The sequence below is a fragment of the Bartonella harrusi genome (genome assembly GCF_024297065.1).
Classification (GTDB): Bacteria; Pseudomonadota; Alphaproteobacteria; order Rhizobiales; family Rhizobiaceae; genus Bartonella; species Bartonella harrusi.
Genome location: NZ_CP101114.1, coordinates 1591978 through 1611912, shown reverse-complemented (window position 1 = coordinate 1611912; position 19935 = coordinate 1591978). Strand labels below are relative to the sequence as shown.

The 19935-nt window shown below is 40.2% G+C and carries 11 protein-coding genes, 1 tRNA gene and 1 pseudogene; 7 read left to right on the top strand and 6 right to left on the bottom strand.

What is annotated here, in order from left to right; translation table 11 throughout:
- Positions 1 to 404 precede the first annotated feature (404 nt).
- Complete coding sequence (locus NMK50_RS10635) at positions 405 to 662, bottom strand: hypothetical protein (protein ID WP_374112168.1); 258 nt, start codon at positions 660 to 662, stop codon at positions 405 to 407.
- A gap of 24 nt (positions 663 to 686) precedes the next feature.
- On the opposite strand from NMK50_RS10635, the gene NMK50_RS07505 reads away from it, so the two are divergent.
- The 5 genes and pseudogenes from NMK50_RS07505 (at position 687) to NMK50_RS07485 (ending at position 4842) form a co-directional block, all read left to right on the top strand.
- Positions 687 to 2654: a phage tail tape measure protein gene (locus tag NMK50_RS07505; protein ID WP_254769896.1), complete on the top strand. Its 1968-nt coding sequence runs from the start codon at positions 687 to 689 to the stop codon at positions 2652 to 2654.
- Positions 2655 to 2687: 33 nt separating this feature from the next.
- Positions 2688 to 3113: a phage tail protein gene (locus NMK50_RS07500; RefSeq protein ID WP_254769895.1), complete on the top strand. Its 426-nt coding sequence runs from the start codon at positions 2688 to 2690 to the stop codon at positions 3111 to 3113.
- Positions 3114 to 3146: 33 nt separating this feature from the next.
- The gene (locus tag NMK50_RS07495) at positions 3147 to 3593 is read left to right on the top strand and encodes a phage tail protein (protein ID WP_254769894.1); all 447 of its coding nucleotides are present in this window, start codon (positions 3147 to 3149) and stop codon (positions 3591 to 3593) included.
- Complete coding sequence (locus NMK50_RS07490; protein ID WP_254769893.1) at positions 3590 to 3844, top strand: tail protein X; 255 nt, start codon at positions 3590 to 3592, stop codon at positions 3842 to 3844. The genes NMK50_RS07495 and NMK50_RS07490 overlap by 4 nt, the downstream gene beginning before the upstream one ends.
- Positions 3835 to 4842, top strand: a pseudogene (locus NMK50_RS07485) (phage late control D family protein). The gene NMK50_RS07490 and the pseudogene NMK50_RS07485 overlap by 10 nt, the downstream one beginning before the upstream one ends.
- A gap of 856 nt (positions 4843 to 5698) precedes the next feature.
- Here NMK50_RS07485 and NMK50_RS07480 read toward each other — a convergent pair.
- From NMK50_RS07480 to NMK50_RS07460, 5 genes are all read right to left on the bottom strand, one after another.
- Positions 5699 to 5772, bottom strand: a tRNA-Gln gene (locus NMK50_RS07480).
- A gap of 85 nt (positions 5773 to 5857) precedes the next feature.
- Positions 5858 to 6616 (bottom strand): iron ABC transporter ATP-binding protein, encoded by a 759-nt coding sequence (locus tag NMK50_RS07475; protein WP_254769952.1) that lies wholly within the window; start codon positions 6614 to 6616, stop codon positions 5858 to 5860.
- Positions 6613 to 7563, bottom strand: a complete 951-nt coding sequence (locus NMK50_RS07470; protein ID WP_254769951.1) for an iron chelate uptake ABC transporter family permease subunit — start codon at positions 7561 to 7563, stop codon at positions 6613 to 6615. Before NMK50_RS07470 ends, NMK50_RS07475 begins: the two co-directional genes overlap by 4 nt.
- Positions 7556 to 8512: an ABC transporter permease gene (locus NMK50_RS07465; RefSeq protein WP_254769950.1), complete on the bottom strand. Its 957-nt coding sequence runs from the start codon at positions 8510 to 8512 to the stop codon at positions 7556 to 7558. Before NMK50_RS07465 ends, NMK50_RS07470 begins: the two co-directional genes overlap by 8 nt.
- Before the next feature lie 109 nt (positions 8513 to 8621).
- A complete protein-coding gene (locus NMK50_RS07460) occupies positions 8622 to 9560 on the bottom strand; it encodes a siderophore ABC transporter substrate-binding protein (protein ID WP_254769949.1) in 939 nt (312 codons plus the stop codon).
- A gap of 210 nt (positions 9561 to 9770) precedes the next feature.
- Here NMK50_RS07460 and NMK50_RS07455 point away from each other — a divergent pair, with 210 nt between their 5' ends.
- Together NMK50_RS07455 and NMK50_RS07450 are read left to right on the top strand one after the other, a co-directional pair.
- Complete coding sequence (locus NMK50_RS07455) at positions 9771 to 16205, top strand: autotransporter outer membrane beta-barrel domain-containing protein (protein ID WP_254769948.1); 6435 nt, start codon at positions 9771 to 9773, stop codon at positions 16203 to 16205.
- Between the two features lie 680 nt (positions 16206 to 16885).
- Positions 16886 to 19921, top strand: a complete 3036-nt coding sequence (locus NMK50_RS07450) for an autotransporter family protein (RefSeq protein WP_254769947.1) — start codon at positions 16886 to 16888, stop codon at positions 19919 to 19921.
- The last annotated feature ends 14 nt before the right edge of the window (positions 19922 to 19935 follow it).

The following is a 19935-nucleotide window of genomic DNA, read 5'->3' as shown; positions in this document are numbered from 1 at the left end:
TTTGTTATTTTTAAAAGACTTTCGTTGTAAAAATGAGAAGACATCTCCAGCTAAAAGAGTATGACATAATACTTAAATTGTATTTAAATTTTCTTGCAATTTGATATTTTATCAAATTGAGCGATAGAGAGTATCTTCAGCACTGTTGCCGGTGTTGTTGGGTTATTTAATCACAAGATTCCTAAATCTGTCTGGTTTTGCTCTTTTCAGGTGTTGGGGGGCAATAGAGCGCATCACGTTTGTTCTCCTATCGGTGATTTTTATGTATACCAACATTTCCTCCGTTTCCCATAAGTGCCTGTTTTTTGATAAGCGGTTGATGTCTTGATGGCATTTAAAAAGAGGTATTGCTTAGGGCTCTCAATCTTCACCAATAAGATGCTGCAAGTTATGGGATAGAACCTTCACCTACGAAAAAAGCCAAGACCTGAGAAAAAAACAATGATTGAGGCAAGGGCTTCTGCTTTGAAAATCTCCGTTGGCTGTTTGGTTTCTACTGGTTGATAATTGGAGAAAATTAAGCCTCCTTTACCGCAACCATTACAAGATGGAAAAACATCCTTGCTGCTGCTTTTGACTTCTCTGAACATTGGCAAAAGTTCAAACAGGAGCTTAGCGCTGTTGGCGAGTGGTTTGGTAATGTCTGGGAGGGGTTTAAGCAAAGTCTCTCCAGCTTTTGGAGCTGGTTGGGCAGTTTTTTTGCCCGCGAAAAGCTCTCAGAAGAAGCCAAGGTGGGTATGGAACAGGCCGGAGAGGATCTAGCCAATGGGATTGTCGATGGCTTTCTGTCCTCCATCACAAAGTTGGCTGATTTTTTTAAATCTTTATCCGGTCGCATCAAAGGATGGATTGGTTCGATTGATATCTCCAACATGTTTCATTTGCCCAGTTGGCTTGGTGGCAAAACAGCTTTGCAGCCGATTGTACAATTTACAGGTCACCCGCAAACCAGCCCTGTGACAACGCAGGCAACGGACAAAAGCAAGCAGAGCGCATCCGTTTATCACCATCAAAATGTCACGGTGCATGTCAATGGGGCGCGTGATCCTCTTGCTACCGGCCGTGCGGTAAGTCATGCCCTCCAACGGGCAAAAGCCAATGCTTTTATCGGGCTGTCACGGCGAAAGTTTCTCCAAGACCTCGACAAAGATGCAACCGGCACATTAGTGCGCTTTTTTGATGTTTTAGCCAAATCCGAACAGGGTATGCGTTCCCTGATTGCCATTGCTGGGCGTGATTTTACCGGTGACTTTGCCAAATTGGTTGGCAATCCAGAATTGTTAAGCCAAGCGCTCGAATTTGTTAAAGACCCCAAAGTTTTTAAAGGCTCCGTAGAACAAGAAGCAGATAAACAAGCAACCGGTGCCATCCGGCAATTTGAACTTTTGCAAAACCGCATCGTGGCTTTGGGCATTACCATTGGCAACGTGTTGTTGCCCCATGTCAACAATTTGATGGAAAGTGTTGGCAATTTTATCAATGGTTTGATGGCATGGGCCAATGCCCATCCCGCCTTAACCAGTGCGATTGTCAAAACGATTAGCACCCTGATGGCTTTTAATATTGCTCTGCGGGTGTTGCGCTTTACCATGGCTGGCACACGCCTTGGTTTGCTTCAGTTGATGGGCTCTTTGATCAAAATTGGCGGTGTGAGTCGTGCCCTTAAAACCAATTGGCAAAGCTTAATCGCTTCATGGCGCTCTTTGGGACTTATGGCAGCAACTCTTGGTGGGAGCACGCTTCGTCTCTTGCGGCCCATGACTTTGTTGGTGGCAGCCTTTCGCGGGCTTATGGTCTTGAGTTCCGCCTTTGCTGCTGCTTTTGGCTGGGTTGGCACAGTGATAGAAGTGGTAGCAACAGGCATTGCTTCTGTTGTTGGTGCTGTTTTTTCCCCGATAGGGGCTTTGATTGCCGCTGTTGTGGCAGTAATCATGGCGGCTTGTTTTGCCTTGTGGAAATATTGGGATCGGTTTTCCTCTTTTGTCAAGGGTTTTGCTCGCGGGCTGGTCCATGCTTTTGGCCGTATCTTTGAAGCTGTCATGCGCTTTTTTGGTGCTGATACCGCAACCATTACAAGATGGAAAAACATCCTTGCTGCTGCTTTTGACTTTTCTCAAGCTTGGCAAAAGTTCAAACAGGGGCTTGTTGCTCTATCCCAATGGTTTGGTAATGTCTTAGAGGGTTTTAAGCAAAGTCTCTCCAGCTTTTGGAGCTGGTTGGGCAGTTTTTTTGCCCGCGAAAAGCTCTCAGAAGAAGCCAAGGTGGGTATGGAACAGGCCGGAGAAGATCTTGCCAATGGGATTGTCGATGGCTTTCTGTCCTCCATCACAAAGTTGACTGATTTTTTTAAATCCTTATCCGGTCGTATCAAAGGATGGATTGGTTCGATTGATTTCTCCAACATGTTTCATTTACCCAGTTGGCTTGGTGGCAAAACAGCTTTGCAGCCGATTGTACAATTTGCCGGTCACTCGCAAACCAGCCCTGTGACACCGCAGGCAACGGACAAAAGCAAGCAGAACGCATCTGTTTATCACCATCAAAATGTCACCGTGCATGTCAATGGGGTACGTGATCCTCTTGCTACCGGCCGTGCGGTAAGTCATGCCCTCCAACGGGCAAAAGCCAATGCTTTGCATGGCGGAACAGAATAAGGGGGAGGGAGAAGCAATGAGGGGAGAGAAGCAATGCAAGATCCTTTGATGATGCTAGGCCCGCATCAGTTTTATGTCGATTGGCTGAATTTCCAATCTTTTGAAGAAGAGTTCTCCGCCTCATGGGTGTCTATGGAGCGTTTTGGTAAAGCCCCCAGCTTGCAATTTACCGGCTATGGCAATGATGCCAAAACCATCCATGGCGTGTGGTTTCCAGTGCCCAGTTGGCTTGGTGGCAAAACAGCTTTGCAGCCAATTGTACAATTTGCCGGTCACTCGCAAACCAGCCCTGTGACAACGCAGGCAACGGACAAAAACAAGCAGAGCGCATCCGTTTATCACCATCAAAATGTCACGGTGCATGTCAATGGGGCGCGTGATCCTCTTGCTACCGGCCGTGCGGTAAGTCATGCCCTCCAACGGGCAAAAGCCAATGCCTTGCATGGCGGCACAGAATAAGGGGGAGGGAGAAGCACTGAGGGGAGAGAAGCAATGCAAGATCCTTTGATGATGCTAGGCCCGCATCAATTTTATGTCGATTGGCTGAATTTCCAATCCTTTGAAGAAGAGTTTTCCGCCTCATGGGTGTCTATGGAGCGTTTTGGCAAAGCCCCCAGCTTGCAATTTACCGGCTATGGCAATGATGCCAAAACCATCCATGGCGTATGGTTTCCAGAAGAGTTTGGTGATTGTATAGCCATTGATGCACTCACTATGACCATACGAGCAGCAAAACCGGTACAGATGCTTCGTTGGGTCAATGATATAAGCTATAGTGCCATATTCCATGGTCCCGTGGTGATCACCTCGATCACCAAAGACCACGATTATATCAGTCGCTCTGGTCAATCGCAGCGTATCCGTTATTCCATCAGTCTGTTGCCCTTTTTTGATGGGGGCAAACCGCAAGGATATTTCCAAGAGGGACGACAGCTATGAAGCTACCAGTAAAGCACATTGTTGTAGAGTTAGAAGATCTCAGTCTCGATCTGATTTGCTTTCAACATGCCATGGCGGTGTTAGGAGACCGTCAACAGGCTGGATTCTTAGAGGGCTATTTAGAAGCCACCTTGAGAGCCAATTCAGGGATTGCCCAATATGGTGCTGTTTTGCCACGGGGTTTAGAGATCACTTTGCCTGAATTTGTCTTTGTTCCTCCTCAAAGCAGAGTGAAGCGGTTATGGGATTAAGGCGGAGCACTCCTTTTATTGAGGTTAAGGTTGGAGAAAAAACCGTCCATGAGGTTTTCTACCAGCGTCTTCTTAGCGCCACCATTACCGATCATGCCGGCAATGAAGCCGATCGCTTTGAAGCGGAGTTTGATGATAGGGACAATGATTTAGAGGTTCCACAAAAGAACAGCACTCTGCAGGTGAAGTTTGGTTATCATGACAGCATCAGTGCTGTTATGGGGCGTTTTGTTGTCGAATCGGTTGTCAGTATCGGGGGCAGTGATGGAGAGATTTTACGCCTTTGCGGCAAAAGCGCTTCGATGCGTGGCGAACTCAAAGAACAGACAAGTGAGCATTTTGACAATCAAACCATTGGTGAGATTGTCGAAAGCTTAGCCAAGCGTCATGGTTATCAAGCCAAAGTCGACCAAGAGTTTTATAGCAAAACCTTGCCTTATGTGGTGTGCACCAATCAGTCGACAATTGATTTTTTAACCCGCCTTGCGGAGCGTATGCAGGCACGTTTTTTTATCAAAGACACTAAGTTTTTATTTTTAAGCGGCAACAATTTACCGGCAATCACTCTTGCCAAGCATGATTGTTCCAGTTGGGAATTTACCCTCGAGCCACGCACCCAATATGGCAGCGTTTAATCAACCTATTTTGATCGCTCGCAAGGAAAACAGCTGTCTGTCAAATATCAAACGAATCTCCAAGGCCCCACACGGCGTTTGCGTGGTTGCTATCCTTGCAGAGAGGAAGCTTTGGCTGCTGCCGCATCAGAATCGGACCGGCTTTGTCGTGGTATGGGCAGTGGTTCTTTGGCTTTAGAGGGGCGTCCAGAAATCATGGCCGATCAACCTCTCATTTTGCAAGGGTTCCGCGAGCAAATCAATGGAGCATGGAAAGCCGCAACCGTCACCCACCGCTATGAGAAACAAAGCGGCTATACCACAGAAATCACCTTAGAGGCACCAGAAAAGGGAAAACAGCCATGGGAAAAGTCAACCTCGTAGAATGCCGTGCACAAGAAAATCAAAAAGTAAAGTTTACCCTTTGATCGGTGATGCGCATGTGAATCAAAGTGGAAACATTGCACTTTGGTTTGCTGATGAGAAATAGGGTCAAGTTGACCGAATTATTTGTTATCATGCAATAGGTGCAAGTTGCCCCAATTGCTCAAGGAAGCGATAATGCATTTTTAAATCACAATATATAAAGTGTGAAGGGGATAAAAAATCAAAGGGTCAACTTGACCTTTTGATTGATGATGATAGGCATTTGAAGAAATTGGTGTAGGTTGTACCAAGTGCGTGAAGATGAGCAATAGGGTAATGTTTACCCAATTCCTTACACCAACAATAGTGCAAACATTGCACAATTGCATGCTAAAGAGCAATAGGGTCAAGTTGCCCCAATTGCTCAAATGCTTTTTCTCTTTTTAGTAATATGCTTGGGATAGGAAGAAACGATTATTCAATTCCCCTAAAAGAGGCAATAAATGACCTTTGAAAGGCCTTTGAAGACCCTTTGAGAGCCCTTTGAAAAAATGAAAATCCTTTGAAAATGAGGTTATTTTTACAAAATATGATGCAAATGATACAAAATTTGTTGGTCTCTGCATGCATATTTTATATATTTTAGATGTCAAATAATGGGGTTATTGGAAGAGATGAATCATCTCAAATTGTGATTCTGGGTAGAGAAAAATAAGACTCATGAAAGAGGCTCTAAACACCTCTTAAAACTTCTTTGAGAATCGTCTAAAAAGACCTTTGAAAAAAATGAATTGCTGCAAAACCTAGTGGCAAATTATGCAAAACCTGGTGGCAAGCTACAGGCAAGCTACAACTACACAAGCTACATAAATATTGGCTGGGGAACTTGGATTCGAACCAAGATTGACGGAGTCAGAGTCCGCTGTTCTACCATTAAACTATTCCCCAGCAGCTGAATAGTGCTCCTTTTAGCAGATTTTATAGTGTAGGCAAGGGTAAAAAGGATTTTTACGGTTATTGAGAAGAGAGGAATTTACCGATAGTAAAGGGCGATGGGTATATCGTCAATTGTTTTAATCTTAATATCCATATCATAAATGTCTTTAAGAATTTCTGGCTGTATGATTTGTTTTGGTGTTCCACAATAAGCCGCCTTCCCATTTTTAAGTGCAACGATCATATCTGAATAAGATGATGCAAAATTAATATCATGCATAACGATAAGAATGGTTTTGTTGAGTTCATCGGCTGTACGGCGTAATTGTTTCATCATAGAAACAGAGTGTTTCATATCCAAATTGTTCAATGGTTCATCTAATAGAAGATAATCAGTATCTTGACAAATAACCATTGCGATAAAAGCGCGTTGACGTTGTCCACCAGAAAGTTCATCTACAAAGCAGTTTTTTAGGTCTTGTAAACCAAGATATCGAAGCGCACTGTCAACAAATTGTTTATCTTCATTGTTATACCAGCCTTTTGAGTAAGGATAGCGTCCGAAACTTACTAAATCATATACGGTTAAACGAAAGGATAAAGGATTATCTTGACGCAGGATTGAGAGTTTTTGCGCTAACATATCGTGTGGCATTTTAGCAATATCGAAGCCATCAATATGAATCGATCCTTTATGGTGCGGCAAAAGACGTCTTATCAGCATCAAAAGAGTTGATTTTCCCGAACCATTGGGACCAATGAGAGAAATAATCCCTCCTTTGGGAAGACGAAGGCATAAATCATCAATAATCAACCTCGCTCCATAAGCCTTGGAAAGATGGTTGATTTCAATCATTTTAGTTTTCCCTTCATCAATAATGTTAAGAAGACAGTTCCACCACAAAATTCAATAATAAAACTCAAACGTCCAGCCATATTGAAAATTTGTTCTAAAATAAACTGTCCACCAACCAGACAAATTATAGCCAATAATATTGCAATTGGTACAACGATAGCATGTTTTGCTTGAGGAGAAATTTCATAGGAAAGGTTGGCAACTAACAGTCCAAAAAAGGTGACAGGGCCTACCAGTGCTGTAGAAATGGAGACAAAAATAGAAACTAATATCAGAATAGCTGTCGTGCTTTTGTGATAATTAACGCCAAGATTGATTGCATTTTCGCGTCCCAAAGCAAGAATATCAAGTAGATGACGCGAACGCCATCCAATCAGACTTACAATGAAAATAATGATTGTGGCAAAGCTTATCAAGGATGTGTTGAATTTATTGAAATTTGCAAACATAATGTCAGTTAAATTCATCATTTGATCCGGATTTAACTGTAATTGCATGAACATCCGTAAACTGAAAAAAAAACCTCCTAAAATAACACCAATCAAGAGGGTTAAATGAAGACTTTTTATGCTGTCTGAAAAAAGCCAGCGAAAAAGGCTTATTGAAAAAAGAATGAGAATAAGAGCTTCAAAAATCAGTTGTCCCTCTTCATTAAAAAAAGGCAAAGAAAGAGAGCCTAAAAAATACAAAATGGTGGTTTTAATTAAAATATAAAGTTGATCAAATCCCATAATAGAGGGAGTCAAAAGGCGATTATTAACAACTGTTTGAAATAAAACAGTAGAAACAGTAATTGCATATGCAATAACAACAAGAGAGACAAGTTTTGTGAGACGAAATGTCCACGTATAGATGTTGATATTCCACGTCATGTACAAAATGACTACGCTACACGCTATGACGATAAGCGTTGTGAGAATAAGTGTTGTTGCCTTCTTTTTATCCAAGACGCTTTCTCCAGCGTAAAAGCAATATAATAAAAATAAAGCTACCGATAATCCCCATCATGGTGCTGATAGGAATTTCAAGAGAAGGATGAATGATTCGCCCTAAGAGATCGCAGAGCAAAACCAATCCTGCACCACTGATTGCAACCCAAGGAGCCGTATAGCGCATATTGTCACCCATGAAATTTGAAACAAGGTTTGGAATAATCAGTCCAACGAAAGGAATTCGACCGACGGTACAGACAATAACAGCGGTGATCGATGCGACAATAAAGAGACCAAAAAACATGACAGTACGATAATTCAGCCCCAGATTGTTGGTTAAATCTTCTCCTAGACCAGCGACAGTAAAGCGGTCTGCGGTGACATAAGCAAGAATGCAGAGAGGAAGAGAGAACCATAAAATTTCATATTTTCCTTCAAGAATCATTGCAAAGCTGCCAAATAAATAGGCTTGAAGAGAAGGAAGAAGCATTTCATGATCAGCAATAGCATTGGTTAAGGAACCTATAACATATCCTAGCATAATTCCTGTGAGTGGCACAATGAGAGCAGATTTTAAAGGAATTTGGCGCAATAAAAACATAAAAAGTAGCGTACCAATCATGGCAAAAACTGTAGCGACAATCATTTTTTCAAGTACAGGAAGATCAGGGTGAAAAATCATAATAAAAAGGATGCCAAGAGACGCGGATTCAACAGTTCCAGCGGTTGATGGCTCAACAAAGCGATTGCGTGCAAGGAGTTGCATAATCATGCCTGAAAGGGCGAGCGCTGCCCCTACCAAAAGGACAGCAATGGTGCGGGGAAGACGTGTTTGCCAAAAAATAAGCCAAGCATGTGAATTATTTGATAACAAATCAGAAGGCGTTACATCTGAATAACCAACAAAAATACTAAGAACAGAGAGTAGAAAAAGAATTATTATGGCTATCCAGTAATTTTTCACGTCAAATTATTTTCCAATAAAGAAAGCAAAGGCCCTTTAGTAAATAGCCTTTGCTCTTAAATTTCATTTTTATGACAAGCAAGTTATTTTTGGCAAGTCATTTTTGTGCTTATTTGCCTTTTGTAAAGGCTTCATGAATTTGTTGTACTGTTTTATGAAGTCCAGTTAGGCCACCACTTGCTCGATACCAGCTCCAAGAATCCAGATAAATAATCTGTCCTTTTTTGCCAGCTGTTGTGCGTTTAACAAGCGCATTATCGAGCAGTTGTTCTGCCGATTGTCCTTCTCGTCCAATCGCTGCGTCTCTATCAATGACCAACAACCAATCAGGATTGGTTTCAAGGATAAATTCAGGCGAAATAAGTTGTCCATGTTTTTGCACAGTCAGTTTATCGGTTGCAGGAGTAATTCCAAATGATGAATGGAAAATATCAAAACGAGACTTTGGACCAAAAGCACTGATTTTTCCACCAGAAGTCATGAGAACAAGCCCCGTACCTTTTCCTTTGGTACTCTCACGAACCTTTTCTAAAGCTGCATCGAGCTTTGCAATATCTTGTTCTGCTTCTTTTTCTTTACCAAAAATTTTTCCAAGAATAGACAAATTCCGTTTAATATCTTCAAGAGAATTGTCATTGCTTACGGTTAGATCAATCGTTGGAGCAATTTTGGATAAATCTTTATATTTGGCTTGAGTCCGCGATGAAATAATAATCAAGCTTGGTTGAAGAGTCGCAATTTTTTCGTAATCCGGTTCAAAGACAGTCCCAATTTTTTCATATTTTGCTTCATCAAACATTTGCAGATAGGCAGGTTTCTTTCCTTCCGGAACACCCACAACGGCTTTGATACCAAGATGATTTATATTATCAAGTGTTGCAAGATCAAATACAACAACCTTTTGAGGAGAGACGGGAACAGAAGTTGTACCTGAAACATGATTGATGGTGATATTGGCATCAATGTTCGTATTTGCCCATGAAGGTGTTGTAAAGCTCATTACAACAATCAAGATGGCTACTGCCCATTTTGGATATTTGGTTATCATTGTTTTTTCCTTTTCTTAAAAATCATCAAAGAGTTTTCTTACTTAAAAAGTTTAACTGAGGCATTTTTATGCACAAACTTATACACAAATCGATCAATTAATTTGCTACATTATGTTGTAAAGTAGATTTATTTATGTTACAGATTGGATGTTTATCTATTTTCACTCAATTCTAGTACTTTTGCAAACAATATTTGGAAAGTTTAACATATGATTAATGTCTTTAAAAATCGTACACGTCTGTGTGCGCTCACAACAAGCGTTTTCTTTTTTTTACAAGGCGTGGGTGCTTCTAGTTCTAGTTGGTTCTCTTCTGTTGCTTCTTATGTTCCTTCTATGCCATCATTTGGTTTTCCACTCGTCAGTGATATAGCAAGTAGCTTACCACTCGTCGGTGATATGGCAAGCTACTATAGCAGTGGAGATTCTCCTTATTATGCTGCAAGTACACAACTTAACCCAACAACTGAGTTAGTATCTAGAGATGATGGGGATAGAGGCAGAGGAGTAGAGGGGGAGGCTTCTGCTATAAATTACGGTAAGTCTGTTTGTGATTATATTGTTTCTGGTGCTTCTGGTCTTGTATACAGTCATGTTTTTAATCCTCAGCAGCATGATACCGGGGTGCCAGGTGCTGAGACATTAGATACGTCAGGTTATTCAGGTACGCAGAGTCCTGAAAGGGTAACAAGGTCAACAAGAGGCAATTTGCGTCCTGCATTTAGTGATGCACAATATCCTGGTGTGAGCTCGGATGTGATGGCTTCTCGAGCAGGTGTTGCGCTACCTGATGGAAAAGTGGAGCAGCTACTTAACGGAGTAAAATATGTGCCAGCTAGCATAAAAACGCCTGCATTAGCACAAAGATTATTTGAATCTATGAATGGTAGACTAATATATAGTTCTATTTCTTGTGGCCAAGGTACGAGAGGTGCAAATACGAGAGGTGCAATAAAGCAGAGTCTTAATACAATAAGGCAGAGTGTTATTGTACCGAATGATCGCTTGACTGCTGTTTATGTACATGGAGTTGATGAAATTCAAAATCAAAATTCATCTTCATTAAAAGGTTCAAGTAATCAAGACCCGGAAATTCTTACTTTGGATAATGTGTCGATTTTGAGCCCAATAGAAATATTAGGTTTTTCTGATACTACAATAGAGATGCAAGATGTTATGCGTTTAGTCTTTATGGATCTCAAAGATGATCAGAAAGTTCAGAACAGTAGTATTGGTGTGTGGGTAAGGGGTGCTGATAAAGGTATGAGTGCAGCAGTTAAGTTAAAGAACTCAAATGTTGTGGGTTTTTTTATTGGGCTTCGAGCTGAAGACGCTGGAATGATCAATATGAATGGAGGAATTATCAGCGATGCTTATGTAGGCGCTTTTTCTGAAGGTGGTGGGGGTATTTATTTGGATCATGTAAATATTAATGCTCGTAAAATAGGTCTGTTGAATTTTGACGCATCTTTTATGTATATGAATGGTGGAGAAATGACTGTGTCTGAGGGGGGGGTAGGAGTGATGTCGGTAGGAGGAGTAGGGACTTTTCTGGAAAACGTTTCTATTAAAATTGTTAAGAAAGAACAACTGAATGGCGAGGGTTCTGATTCTCATGATAAAAGTGTTGGTTTGTTAGCAGATAGAGGTTTTGTTTCCTTTTCGGGTGTGCAGCTTGAAGGTTCCGATGTTGTTGTATTGCAGGTAAATGATGGCTTGAAAGGTTCTTTCCCTTTACTCCGTTCGTCTTTTGAGGAAGTTGATGATCTCGATGATGATATGTCCCAAGATCAATCCAGAATTATTAAGACTCGTAGTGATGCAGCTAACAGTGGATTAGCTTCTATAAAACAACAAAATGATGGAAATCTTGATGGTGTTTCTTCCGTGGATTCCGTATCTATGGAGGCTTTATCCACTATGATGGATCTACATTGTTCAAACGAGACATCAGAGATATCAGAGGTTTGTTTAGAAAATAGAAATATGGGTGCGGTTATTAAAAAAATGTCTGCTCTGAACTCTCGTCTAAGCTTTACAATAGTTGATATTGAAAATTCAACTTTTAAAGCAGAAGGTAATTCTTATGGTATATATTTTGATCAAGATGCACGGGATATATATGATATAGACAAAAATGATATAATGCATGCAGCTTTATTAAAAAAATCTACTCTCAGAGTTCCCAGAGGTATTGCTATTTATGGTGAAAATTTAAATGGTCATGTTATTGTAAGAGATGAGTCAACTCTTTCAGGTGGGTTACTGTTGAAAGCTGAAAAAGGGGCAAAGCTTTCGGTTTTTGTTGATGATTCTTTAATTGCAGGTGCTGCGCGTGTTGAAGAAGGTTCTCGTGCGGACTTCGTTTTATCTGGAGGATCGGAGTGGCGTGTAACAAAGAGTTTATATAACGGTCAGGAAAATTCTGATCCAAAGTGTATGGATTCATGTATTTCGTCTATGAAACTTTCAAAGAGTAGTATTAGATTTTTTACTTCTTCAGAAAATACTGAAAGTGAGGACATTAAAGGAGGTACTAATAGCAATAAGTATCGAACTCTTCGCATTGGGAATGGAACAGGTGTAGTTTACAGTGCGGATGGGAATTCGAACATTTACTTTAATGCGAATCTGATACCTAGGGATACCAATAGTGCGGATACCAATAGTGCTCAAGTATCTGATAGACTTTTGATACATGGTGATGTTTCCGGAAAAACTAAGGTGCATGTAAATCCTATTTCAGATAGAGTATCATCAGAATCGGCATTATCGAAATCAGATAAATCTCAGCAAATGCCTTACAGTGTTTCGCTTATTCAGGTTTCTGGAGATGCAAAGGAGGATTCTTTTACACTACAAGGTAATTATATTACCCTAGATGGGTTACCTTATCAGTATGTTCTTCGTGCTTATTCAGACTCTTCTTCGAATATGCAGTCTTTTGATAATACATTAGTTGCGAAAAGTGGTAAGGTTTGGGATTTTCGTTTAGAAAATCAGTATATTGTTTCTAAGTCTGTTAAAATTGATGAGGAAGTCATTCTGTCTCGTTCTGAGGATTCTGTAGTTGTGACTCCTTCTCGAGGGGATTCGTTTCTTAGATCTGATGAAGGAGATGGATTATTTGATGAAGAAGAAGATGATTCCTATGAAGAATCTTCCTATGAAGAAGATTATGAAGAAGATTATGAAGAATATGATGAGTCATTTGATGATGAGTCATTTGATGAAGAAGGTGAGACGATAGAGCTTTTTCTTCCAGAAGACGTTACATCTTCCACTACTTCTAATGGATCTAGAGAGCGTGTTTTGTATTCCACACTTACGAGGTCTGACACAGATGATATTTATTCTGACAATAGTTATGACACAGATAGTTATGACACAGATAGTGTTCTTACAGTAGAAGGTGCTTCAGATCTTGAATTGTATGGTGATAAATTTAGAGAGAGAGATGAATCTGTAACGCTTCCTGTTCTTACCACTGTAGCTCCTACGCTTGTTGATTCAGTTGCTAGATCCGATGAATCTACTATTGCTTTGGAGGTTTTACCTATAATTTCATATGCATCCACCATAAATAATGAGGGTTCTAGGAAATCTTCGCCTTCATCTGTCGCGCGTTCTGGTCGTGTTGATAATGGTTCTGTGCCACCTTCGCCTTTATCTGTTGCGCGTTCTGGTAGTATTAATAATAGTTCTGTATCTCCATCGAAAGAGGTTACTGTTTCTGTGGAGAATAAGCCTTCCATAAAGCCTAATAGTTCTAGAAAATCTCAGGTATCTTCGTCTTCACCTGTCGCGCGTGTTGGTATTGTTGGTAATGGTACTGGTGCTGAAGTTGTTGCTTCTCAGTGTAATAATACGGAGTCAAATGGTACGAAGGCATCTACTTCCTATTTGTGTAATGATGGTGTAGAACATACAATAAAAAATCTTACACTGAAGGTGAGTGATCAGAATCAGCATTCTTTGCGTGTAGAAAATCAGAATACAATTATCAAGCTAGAGCAAGCTAATATTAGTGGGTCGCATTCTTCTGACAAAGACAGTAATATTGACGTTACTAAATTAAGAGCTGTGAGTGCTATACTTGCAGACAAAAATGCAGAGGTTGTTTTGAACAAAAAATCAACAGTGCAGTCTTCTCTGATAGGGCTTGAGGCGCAAAGAGGTGGAAAGGTCAAGATGGATGATGGAGCGGTCAATGTTCATTACGTAGGTGCTTTGGTGGGATCTGGGTCTTCTGTTGAATTAAGTAATACAAATATTAATGTGACGGGAGATTTAGCTGTAGCTGGCCTGGCTAGTAATGCTGGTGAAATAGTCATGAAATCGGGGACTATTACTCTAGAAAATGGGGCGGCTGTGAGATCAGAATCAGGGGGGGATGTTAAATTAGACAAAGTTAATATTACGGTAAAAAAAGAACAAAATAAGCAGGATTCTACGGAGAGATTTGGGCGTGCAGCTTTCTTGTTGAGAGATAATGCTTCTGTTGATTTTACAAATGGGAATGTTATTACTGATGCCAATGCTTTGTGGGTTAGGGGTGCGCATAACACTGTTGAGGCAGGTGCTTCTAGAAGGAAGAGATCCTCAGAAGTTCGCTCTTCTATGAATCGGGCTAATATCGAGTTTTCTAATATTAAGGTAGAAGGTGATAAATCCTATGGTATATATTTTGATGGAACAGAAAGAAAAGGAGTAGAAAAAAAGAATCAAAATAAGAACCTAGAGAAAAACGTTGTAGAATCGTCAGTACAGCGTTCTGGAAAAAAGAGAGTTGTTAAGCGAAATGCTGTATCTTCACAGGAAAAAACACCTATAGGCATAACCGGTGAAGTTTCATTGAAAAAAACTGATTTTGAAGTGCTAAAGAGTGTCGCTATTTATGGTAATAATTCTGGTGGTCGTGTTTCCTTAGAAAACAAAACAACTCTTTCTGGTGACTTGCTGTTAAAAGCTGAGAATAATTCTAATATATTGGTTTCAGTTGATCATTCTGTAATTGCGGGTGGCGCGCGCGTTGATAAAAGCTCTTATGCTCAATTAGATTTAACCAATGGATCAGGATGGTTTTTGAAAAGAAGTGTGCATGAAAATTTGAGAGCTTCTGATTCAGGATGCATAGATTCGTGCGTTTCTTCTGTAAATCTCGTCAATAGCCGTATAGAGTTTATGCCTTTGGAATCTGCAGAATCTGAGTATCAGACACTTCGCATTGGAGACGGTAAAGGTGTTGTCTATAAAGCACAGGGCGATGTTTCAATTCATCTCAATGCACGTTTAAACCCCAATGATCCAAGCGATAATCAAGTAACTGATCGCCTTGTCATTCATGGGGATGTTGAGGGAAAAACAACAGTGCATGTGCGAGGTGTTTCCGGTAATGTAGGAGAAGAGAAGAATACTCCTCATAGTGTTTCTGTTATTCAGGTTTATGGAAAGGCAGCAAGGGATTCTTTCCAACTCAATGGTGATTATGTTGCGTTGAGGAATTCGCCTTACAAATATACTCTTCGTGCTTATGCTCCAGAAGTGACTTCAAAACAGGAACATGCTCAGCAGAAGTTTATGAAGGATGGTGGAGAGTTTTGGAATTTCCGTCTAGAAAACCAATATGTTAAGTCTTCTAATCCTATGGTTGAATTTGGGTTTCCTAAGCAAGTCGTAAGATCTGTTGTTCCGCAAGTTCCGACTTATCTGCTCTTACCAAATAGTGTATTCCATACTGGTTTGATGGATATCAGCAATCAAAACAAGCAGTTGGAGTTACTACGGGCTACTTCAAATGGAATGGTAGAAGTTCGTGAAAATCCTGCTTTATATTTGCGCGGCTATAGTGGAAGTTACCGTTATGCTTCAGATTTATCAGCACTTGAATATGGCTACAAAGGTGATCTTAGCTATAATGGTGTAGAGGCAGGTGTTTTGTTGCAAACAATTGAAAATGCTGACAGCGCCATATCCTTTGGAGCTATGGGCTCTTATGGGAAGCTTTCTCTAGAGCCTGTCGATGTTGAAAAAAGTCAGAAAAGTGCATTTGATAAATGGACGGTTACAGCATATGGTACCATGCAGCATAATGTAGGCTTCTATGTGGATGGTCTTCTCTCCTATGGTTTGTTCAAAGGAGATGTTCTCACCCTTGCACGAGGAAAGACAGCAACATTAAAGGGTAATCCTTTTAGTGCTTCTTTGACTGGCGGTAAAACGTTTGCAACAGGATATAAAGGTTTTGTTGTTGATCCGCAGGTTCAGGTTGTTTATCAACATCTTCAATTTGATAAGGCTCATGATGTTGATAACTTTGACATTGAGATGGGAAAACTTGATCAATGGGTGGCCCGTGTTGGTGGACGTTTGATTAAGGCGTCTACAGGATCTGAAGGAATGAATGCTGTTTCCTTCTATGGTAAGCTTCACCTTGCTCATGGTTTTGGAAGTAAAAAATCTGTCCATTTCAAAGATGCGTTTCAGTTAGGTGCTTTTGGTTCTTCTCTAGAAACTGGATTAGGTTTTAATGCCAAATTGTCTACGCGGTTTTCGTTGCATGGCGATGTTATGTATCAGCATAAGCTTAATAAGGCTGGTTTTTCTGGAGCTAGTTTTTCTGGAGGATTACGCTATCAGTTTTAGAATAAGGTACAATACGTACTTTAAAAAGGCAGCACATTGTGCTGCCTTTTTTCTTTCTCTTGTATTGATTCATTAAAAAACTATTGCTCTTTTGTTATGATATGAGCGAAAAAATCATGATATGTCTTTTGTTTTGTGTGTGAAGCCATTTTTATGGCTGTCTATACTAAAATACGTTCCTGAATTTTTGGTGATAAATATGATGTGATGACAAGCTTTTAGGCGCTTTTAAATGATGGAAAAACTCAGTGTTGGTGCACAATACCCCATCTGATCTTACCGTATTCGTTATGCTATTTTATGTTTCTTTAATCTGATTTTTAAATTCATCTTTTTTGATTTTATAGCCTTTTCATGTGCATCTTTTGCCAGTCTTTCAAATTTCACAATGATAGAGAGTAAATTTTATTAATTACACGCTATAGTTTTATTTTTACTTTACACGAAACACAGAATGCATTATACACCTATAAAGTGTAATATATTATTATTCTCTTATAGGTGGTTTTGTCTTATATGCAGATTTTCCACTAAGTTTGTTTGGATAATTCATTGCACGGGTCAAATGAGCAGTAGATGCATCCTTTCTTTACACCTTTTTGTGTTTTTAGGTGTCGGTGAGGCTGTTTTATCGGTGCTTTTATTTTCAATGAGAGGGGCAGTAAAGTTTCGAGGGAACTATGATTAAATTGTTTAGAAATCGTCTAGTTTTATATACGGCTACAACGGCTATCCTTTCATTATTACAAAATGGAGGAGTCGTTGGTGCAAATGTAGGGAGATCTGGTCGACCTGTTTATAAAATTACCGTTACCGAAAACACATTTGGTGGGAGTCGCTATCCTAACAAACCTCTCAGTGGAGAAGAAGGGGAGCGTGGTAGTTTGTATGTCCCTCCATATAATAGTCAGGGTGGTGTACATCTTAGTGGGAGGCGCGGTATTCCTCTTAGCGGAGAAGGCGGGGATAATGATAGTAATAAGTATGTTTACAAAAATCACTCTAATGGGAAGTTGATGCTATATAATGGTGCTTATTATATATGTGATAACTGTACAGAGGATAAAATTGACAATAAGTCTTATAAGATGACGAATACTCCTCATAATCTTACTGCTGTAACAGTAAAAGGGGGGGGGACAAAAGTTACGGGGGAGAATGTAACTGTTAGAAGTGAAGTTTTAGATAAATCTTTTCTAGTCGGTGTGCATGTATTAGAGAACGGTAAGATTGTTTTGGAAGACCCGATTCTTAAAGGCACAACTATAGCTCTTCGCGCGAGTAATGGAGTGATTGAGATAAAAAATGGAAAAATTGAGGAAAGTCATGAGGGGGCTGATGCAACAGATAATTCGTTTGTTCTTTTAGAAGATACAAAAATTAAGACCGCTAATGGAACCGCAAGTCTTTTAAGTTATGAGAATTCAGAAATTTGGATGTCAGGTGGATCAGTTGATTTTATGAACAGCTATGGGGTTTCTTCGATGTTAGGGGGAAAAGTAAATCTCGAGAATGTAAAAATTACTGGGAAGGGGGACAAAGGCAAGGATCATGCGGTTGTGCGTATGGATTTAGGAGGGGCTGTTAATTTTAAAAATGGGATTATTGATGTTACGGATGCCCATGGCATATTATCAGAAAATACTGTAGCTACTTTTAATTCGATTCTGCCGACTAACGCCTTATCGGATGAGGTTTCTACAACTGAAGTCAATTCGGATAATGTTGATGTAACTGAAGTTAATATTGAATCTTCTTCTATTACAGTGCGAGGTAAAGGGGCTTACGGTATATATTTTAAAGGAGAAAAACTAGGGGAGAAATTCGAGAAGAAAGAAGATTCAAAGGAGAAGGAAACTCCAGGGAGATTGGAAGTTGTTAATTTGCAGAGAACGATGTTTTCAGTTTTAGACGATGTGGCTATTTATAGTAGCGAAAAGACGTCTGGTGTTGTTGGTTTAACGCAAAGTACCTTAAGCTCAGGAAGTTTGTTGTTAAAAGCTGAAAATGGTGCTTCGGTAAAAGTTTTAGCGAGTGCTTCTACCCTTGAAGGAGGAGTCTTTGTCGATGATAATTCTACTGCTGAACTTTATTTGAGCGGTGATTCAACATGGATTTTAAAGCAAAGACAACAAAATAATTCCCATGAGTCAGATTTTTCCAAGGACTTATCTATCTCATTAGTAAGCCTTATGGATAGTTCTATTAATTTTAAGAAACTGAAATCTGCTCCGGTTTACAATTATCAAACACTTAATATTGGACAAGGAACGGGTGAGGTTTATAAGGCACAGGGTGATGCTGAGATTTATCTTAATACATATTTAAATAAAGGTGGTGCTCTTGAGAATCAAAAAACTGATCGTGTTTTGATTTATGGGGATGTTGCTGGGAAAACGATGGTTCATGTGCGTGCTGTTTCAGGAAGTCCAGGGGAATCTACGGGTAGTGGCGGAAATGAACAAGGGATCTCAATTATTCAGGTTTCAGGAGAGGCACATCAAGATTCTTTTCAATTAGATGGTGGTTATGTAACAGCAAAAAATTCACCTTATCAGTATAAGCTTTATGCTTATGGGCCGAAATCTTCTTTAGGGAAAGCAAGTGCAACGCAAAGATTGGTGAAAGGGGATGGGGAGTTTTGGGATTTCCGTCTCGAAAATGGATATGTTGATTCTGGTCCTCAACCTTCTCCTAGTCCAACACCTCCTCCAGAGCCTCCTCTCGTACCAGATTTGCAACCTCGTCCCAAGGCTGTTGTTCCGCAAGTTCCAACTTATTTGCTTTTGCCAAATGCTTTGTTTCAAACAGGTTTGATGAATATTGGCAATCAAAGTAAACGGTTAGAAGCTTTGAGAATTGATGCTAGTGGACTGTTGAAAAGTGATGAAAATTCTGCCTTTTTTGTGCGCGGCTATGGTGGGAGTCATCGTTATACTTCAAACCTTTCTGCTCTTGAATATGGTTATGGAGGTGAGCTTGACTATAATGCTATAGAAGCAGGTGTTTTGCTTCAAGCAATTGAAAATGCATATGGTACCGCTTCTTTTGGGATTATGGGCTCTTATGAGAGATTTTCTCTACAACCTTTAGATGTTGAACAGAGCAAAAAGAGTGCATTTGATAAATGGTCAGTGACAGCATATGGCGGTATGCAGCATGATGCAGGTTTTTATGTGGATGGACTTCTCTCCTATGGTCTGTTCAAAGGGGATGTTATCACTCTTGCCCGTGGTAAGACAGCAACATTGAAGGGCAATCCTCTCAGTGCTTCTTTGACTGCTGGTAAAGCGTTTATGATAGGGGATGAATGTCTTATTTTTGATCCGAACGTTCAAGTTGTTTATCAGCATCTCCAGTTTGATAAGGCGCATGATGTTGATAATTTTGATATTGAGATGGGGAAACTTGATCAATGGGTCGCACGTGTGGGGGGGCGTTTGATAAAAACTCTTCCTACAACGGATGAGGTGCGTGTTGTTTCTTTCTATGGTAAAATGTACCTTTCTCATGGTTTGGGAGGTAAAAAAATTGTGCATTTTAAAGATCCTTTTCAGTTGGGGGCTTTTGGTTCTTCTCTAGAAACTGGATTAGGTTTTAATGCCAAATTGTCTTCAAAATTTGCACTTCACGGTGATGTGGTTTATCAGCACAAACTGACAAAAGCAGGTTTTTCTGGAACCAGCTTTTCCGGGGGTTTGCGTTATCACTTCTAGTCTCGTCCATATTT

What these genes read in the sequence shown, in the direction of transcription:
- NMK50_RS07500 (WP_254769895.1), top strand. Translation starts at nt 2,688, where the DNA reads ATGCAAGATCCTTTGATGATGCTAGGCCCGCATCAGTTTTATGTCGAT.
- NMK50_RS07495 (WP_254769894.1), top strand. Translation starts at nt 3,147, where the DNA reads ATGCAAGATCCTTTGATGATGCTAGGCCCGCATCAATTTTATGTCGAT.
- NMK50_RS07490 (WP_254769893.1), top strand. Translation starts at nt 3,590, where the DNA reads ATGAAGCTACCAGTAAAGCACATTGTTGTAGAGTTAGAAGATCTCAGT.
- NMK50_RS07475 (WP_254769952.1), bottom strand. Translation starts at nt 6,616, where the DNA reads ATGATTGAAATCAACCATCTTTCCAAGGCTTATGGAGCGAGGTTGATT.
- NMK50_RS07460 (WP_254769949.1), bottom strand. Translation starts at nt 9,560, where the DNA reads ATGATAACCAAATATCCAAAATGGGCAGTAGCCATCTTGATTGTTGTA.
- NMK50_RS07455 (WP_254769948.1), top strand. Translation starts at nt 9,771, where the DNA reads ATGATTAATGTCTTTAAAAATCGTACACGTCTGTGTGCGCTCACAACA.
- NMK50_RS07450 (WP_254769947.1), top strand. Translation starts at nt 16,886, where the DNA reads ATGATTAAATTGTTTAGAAATCGTCTAGTTTTATATACGGCTACAACG.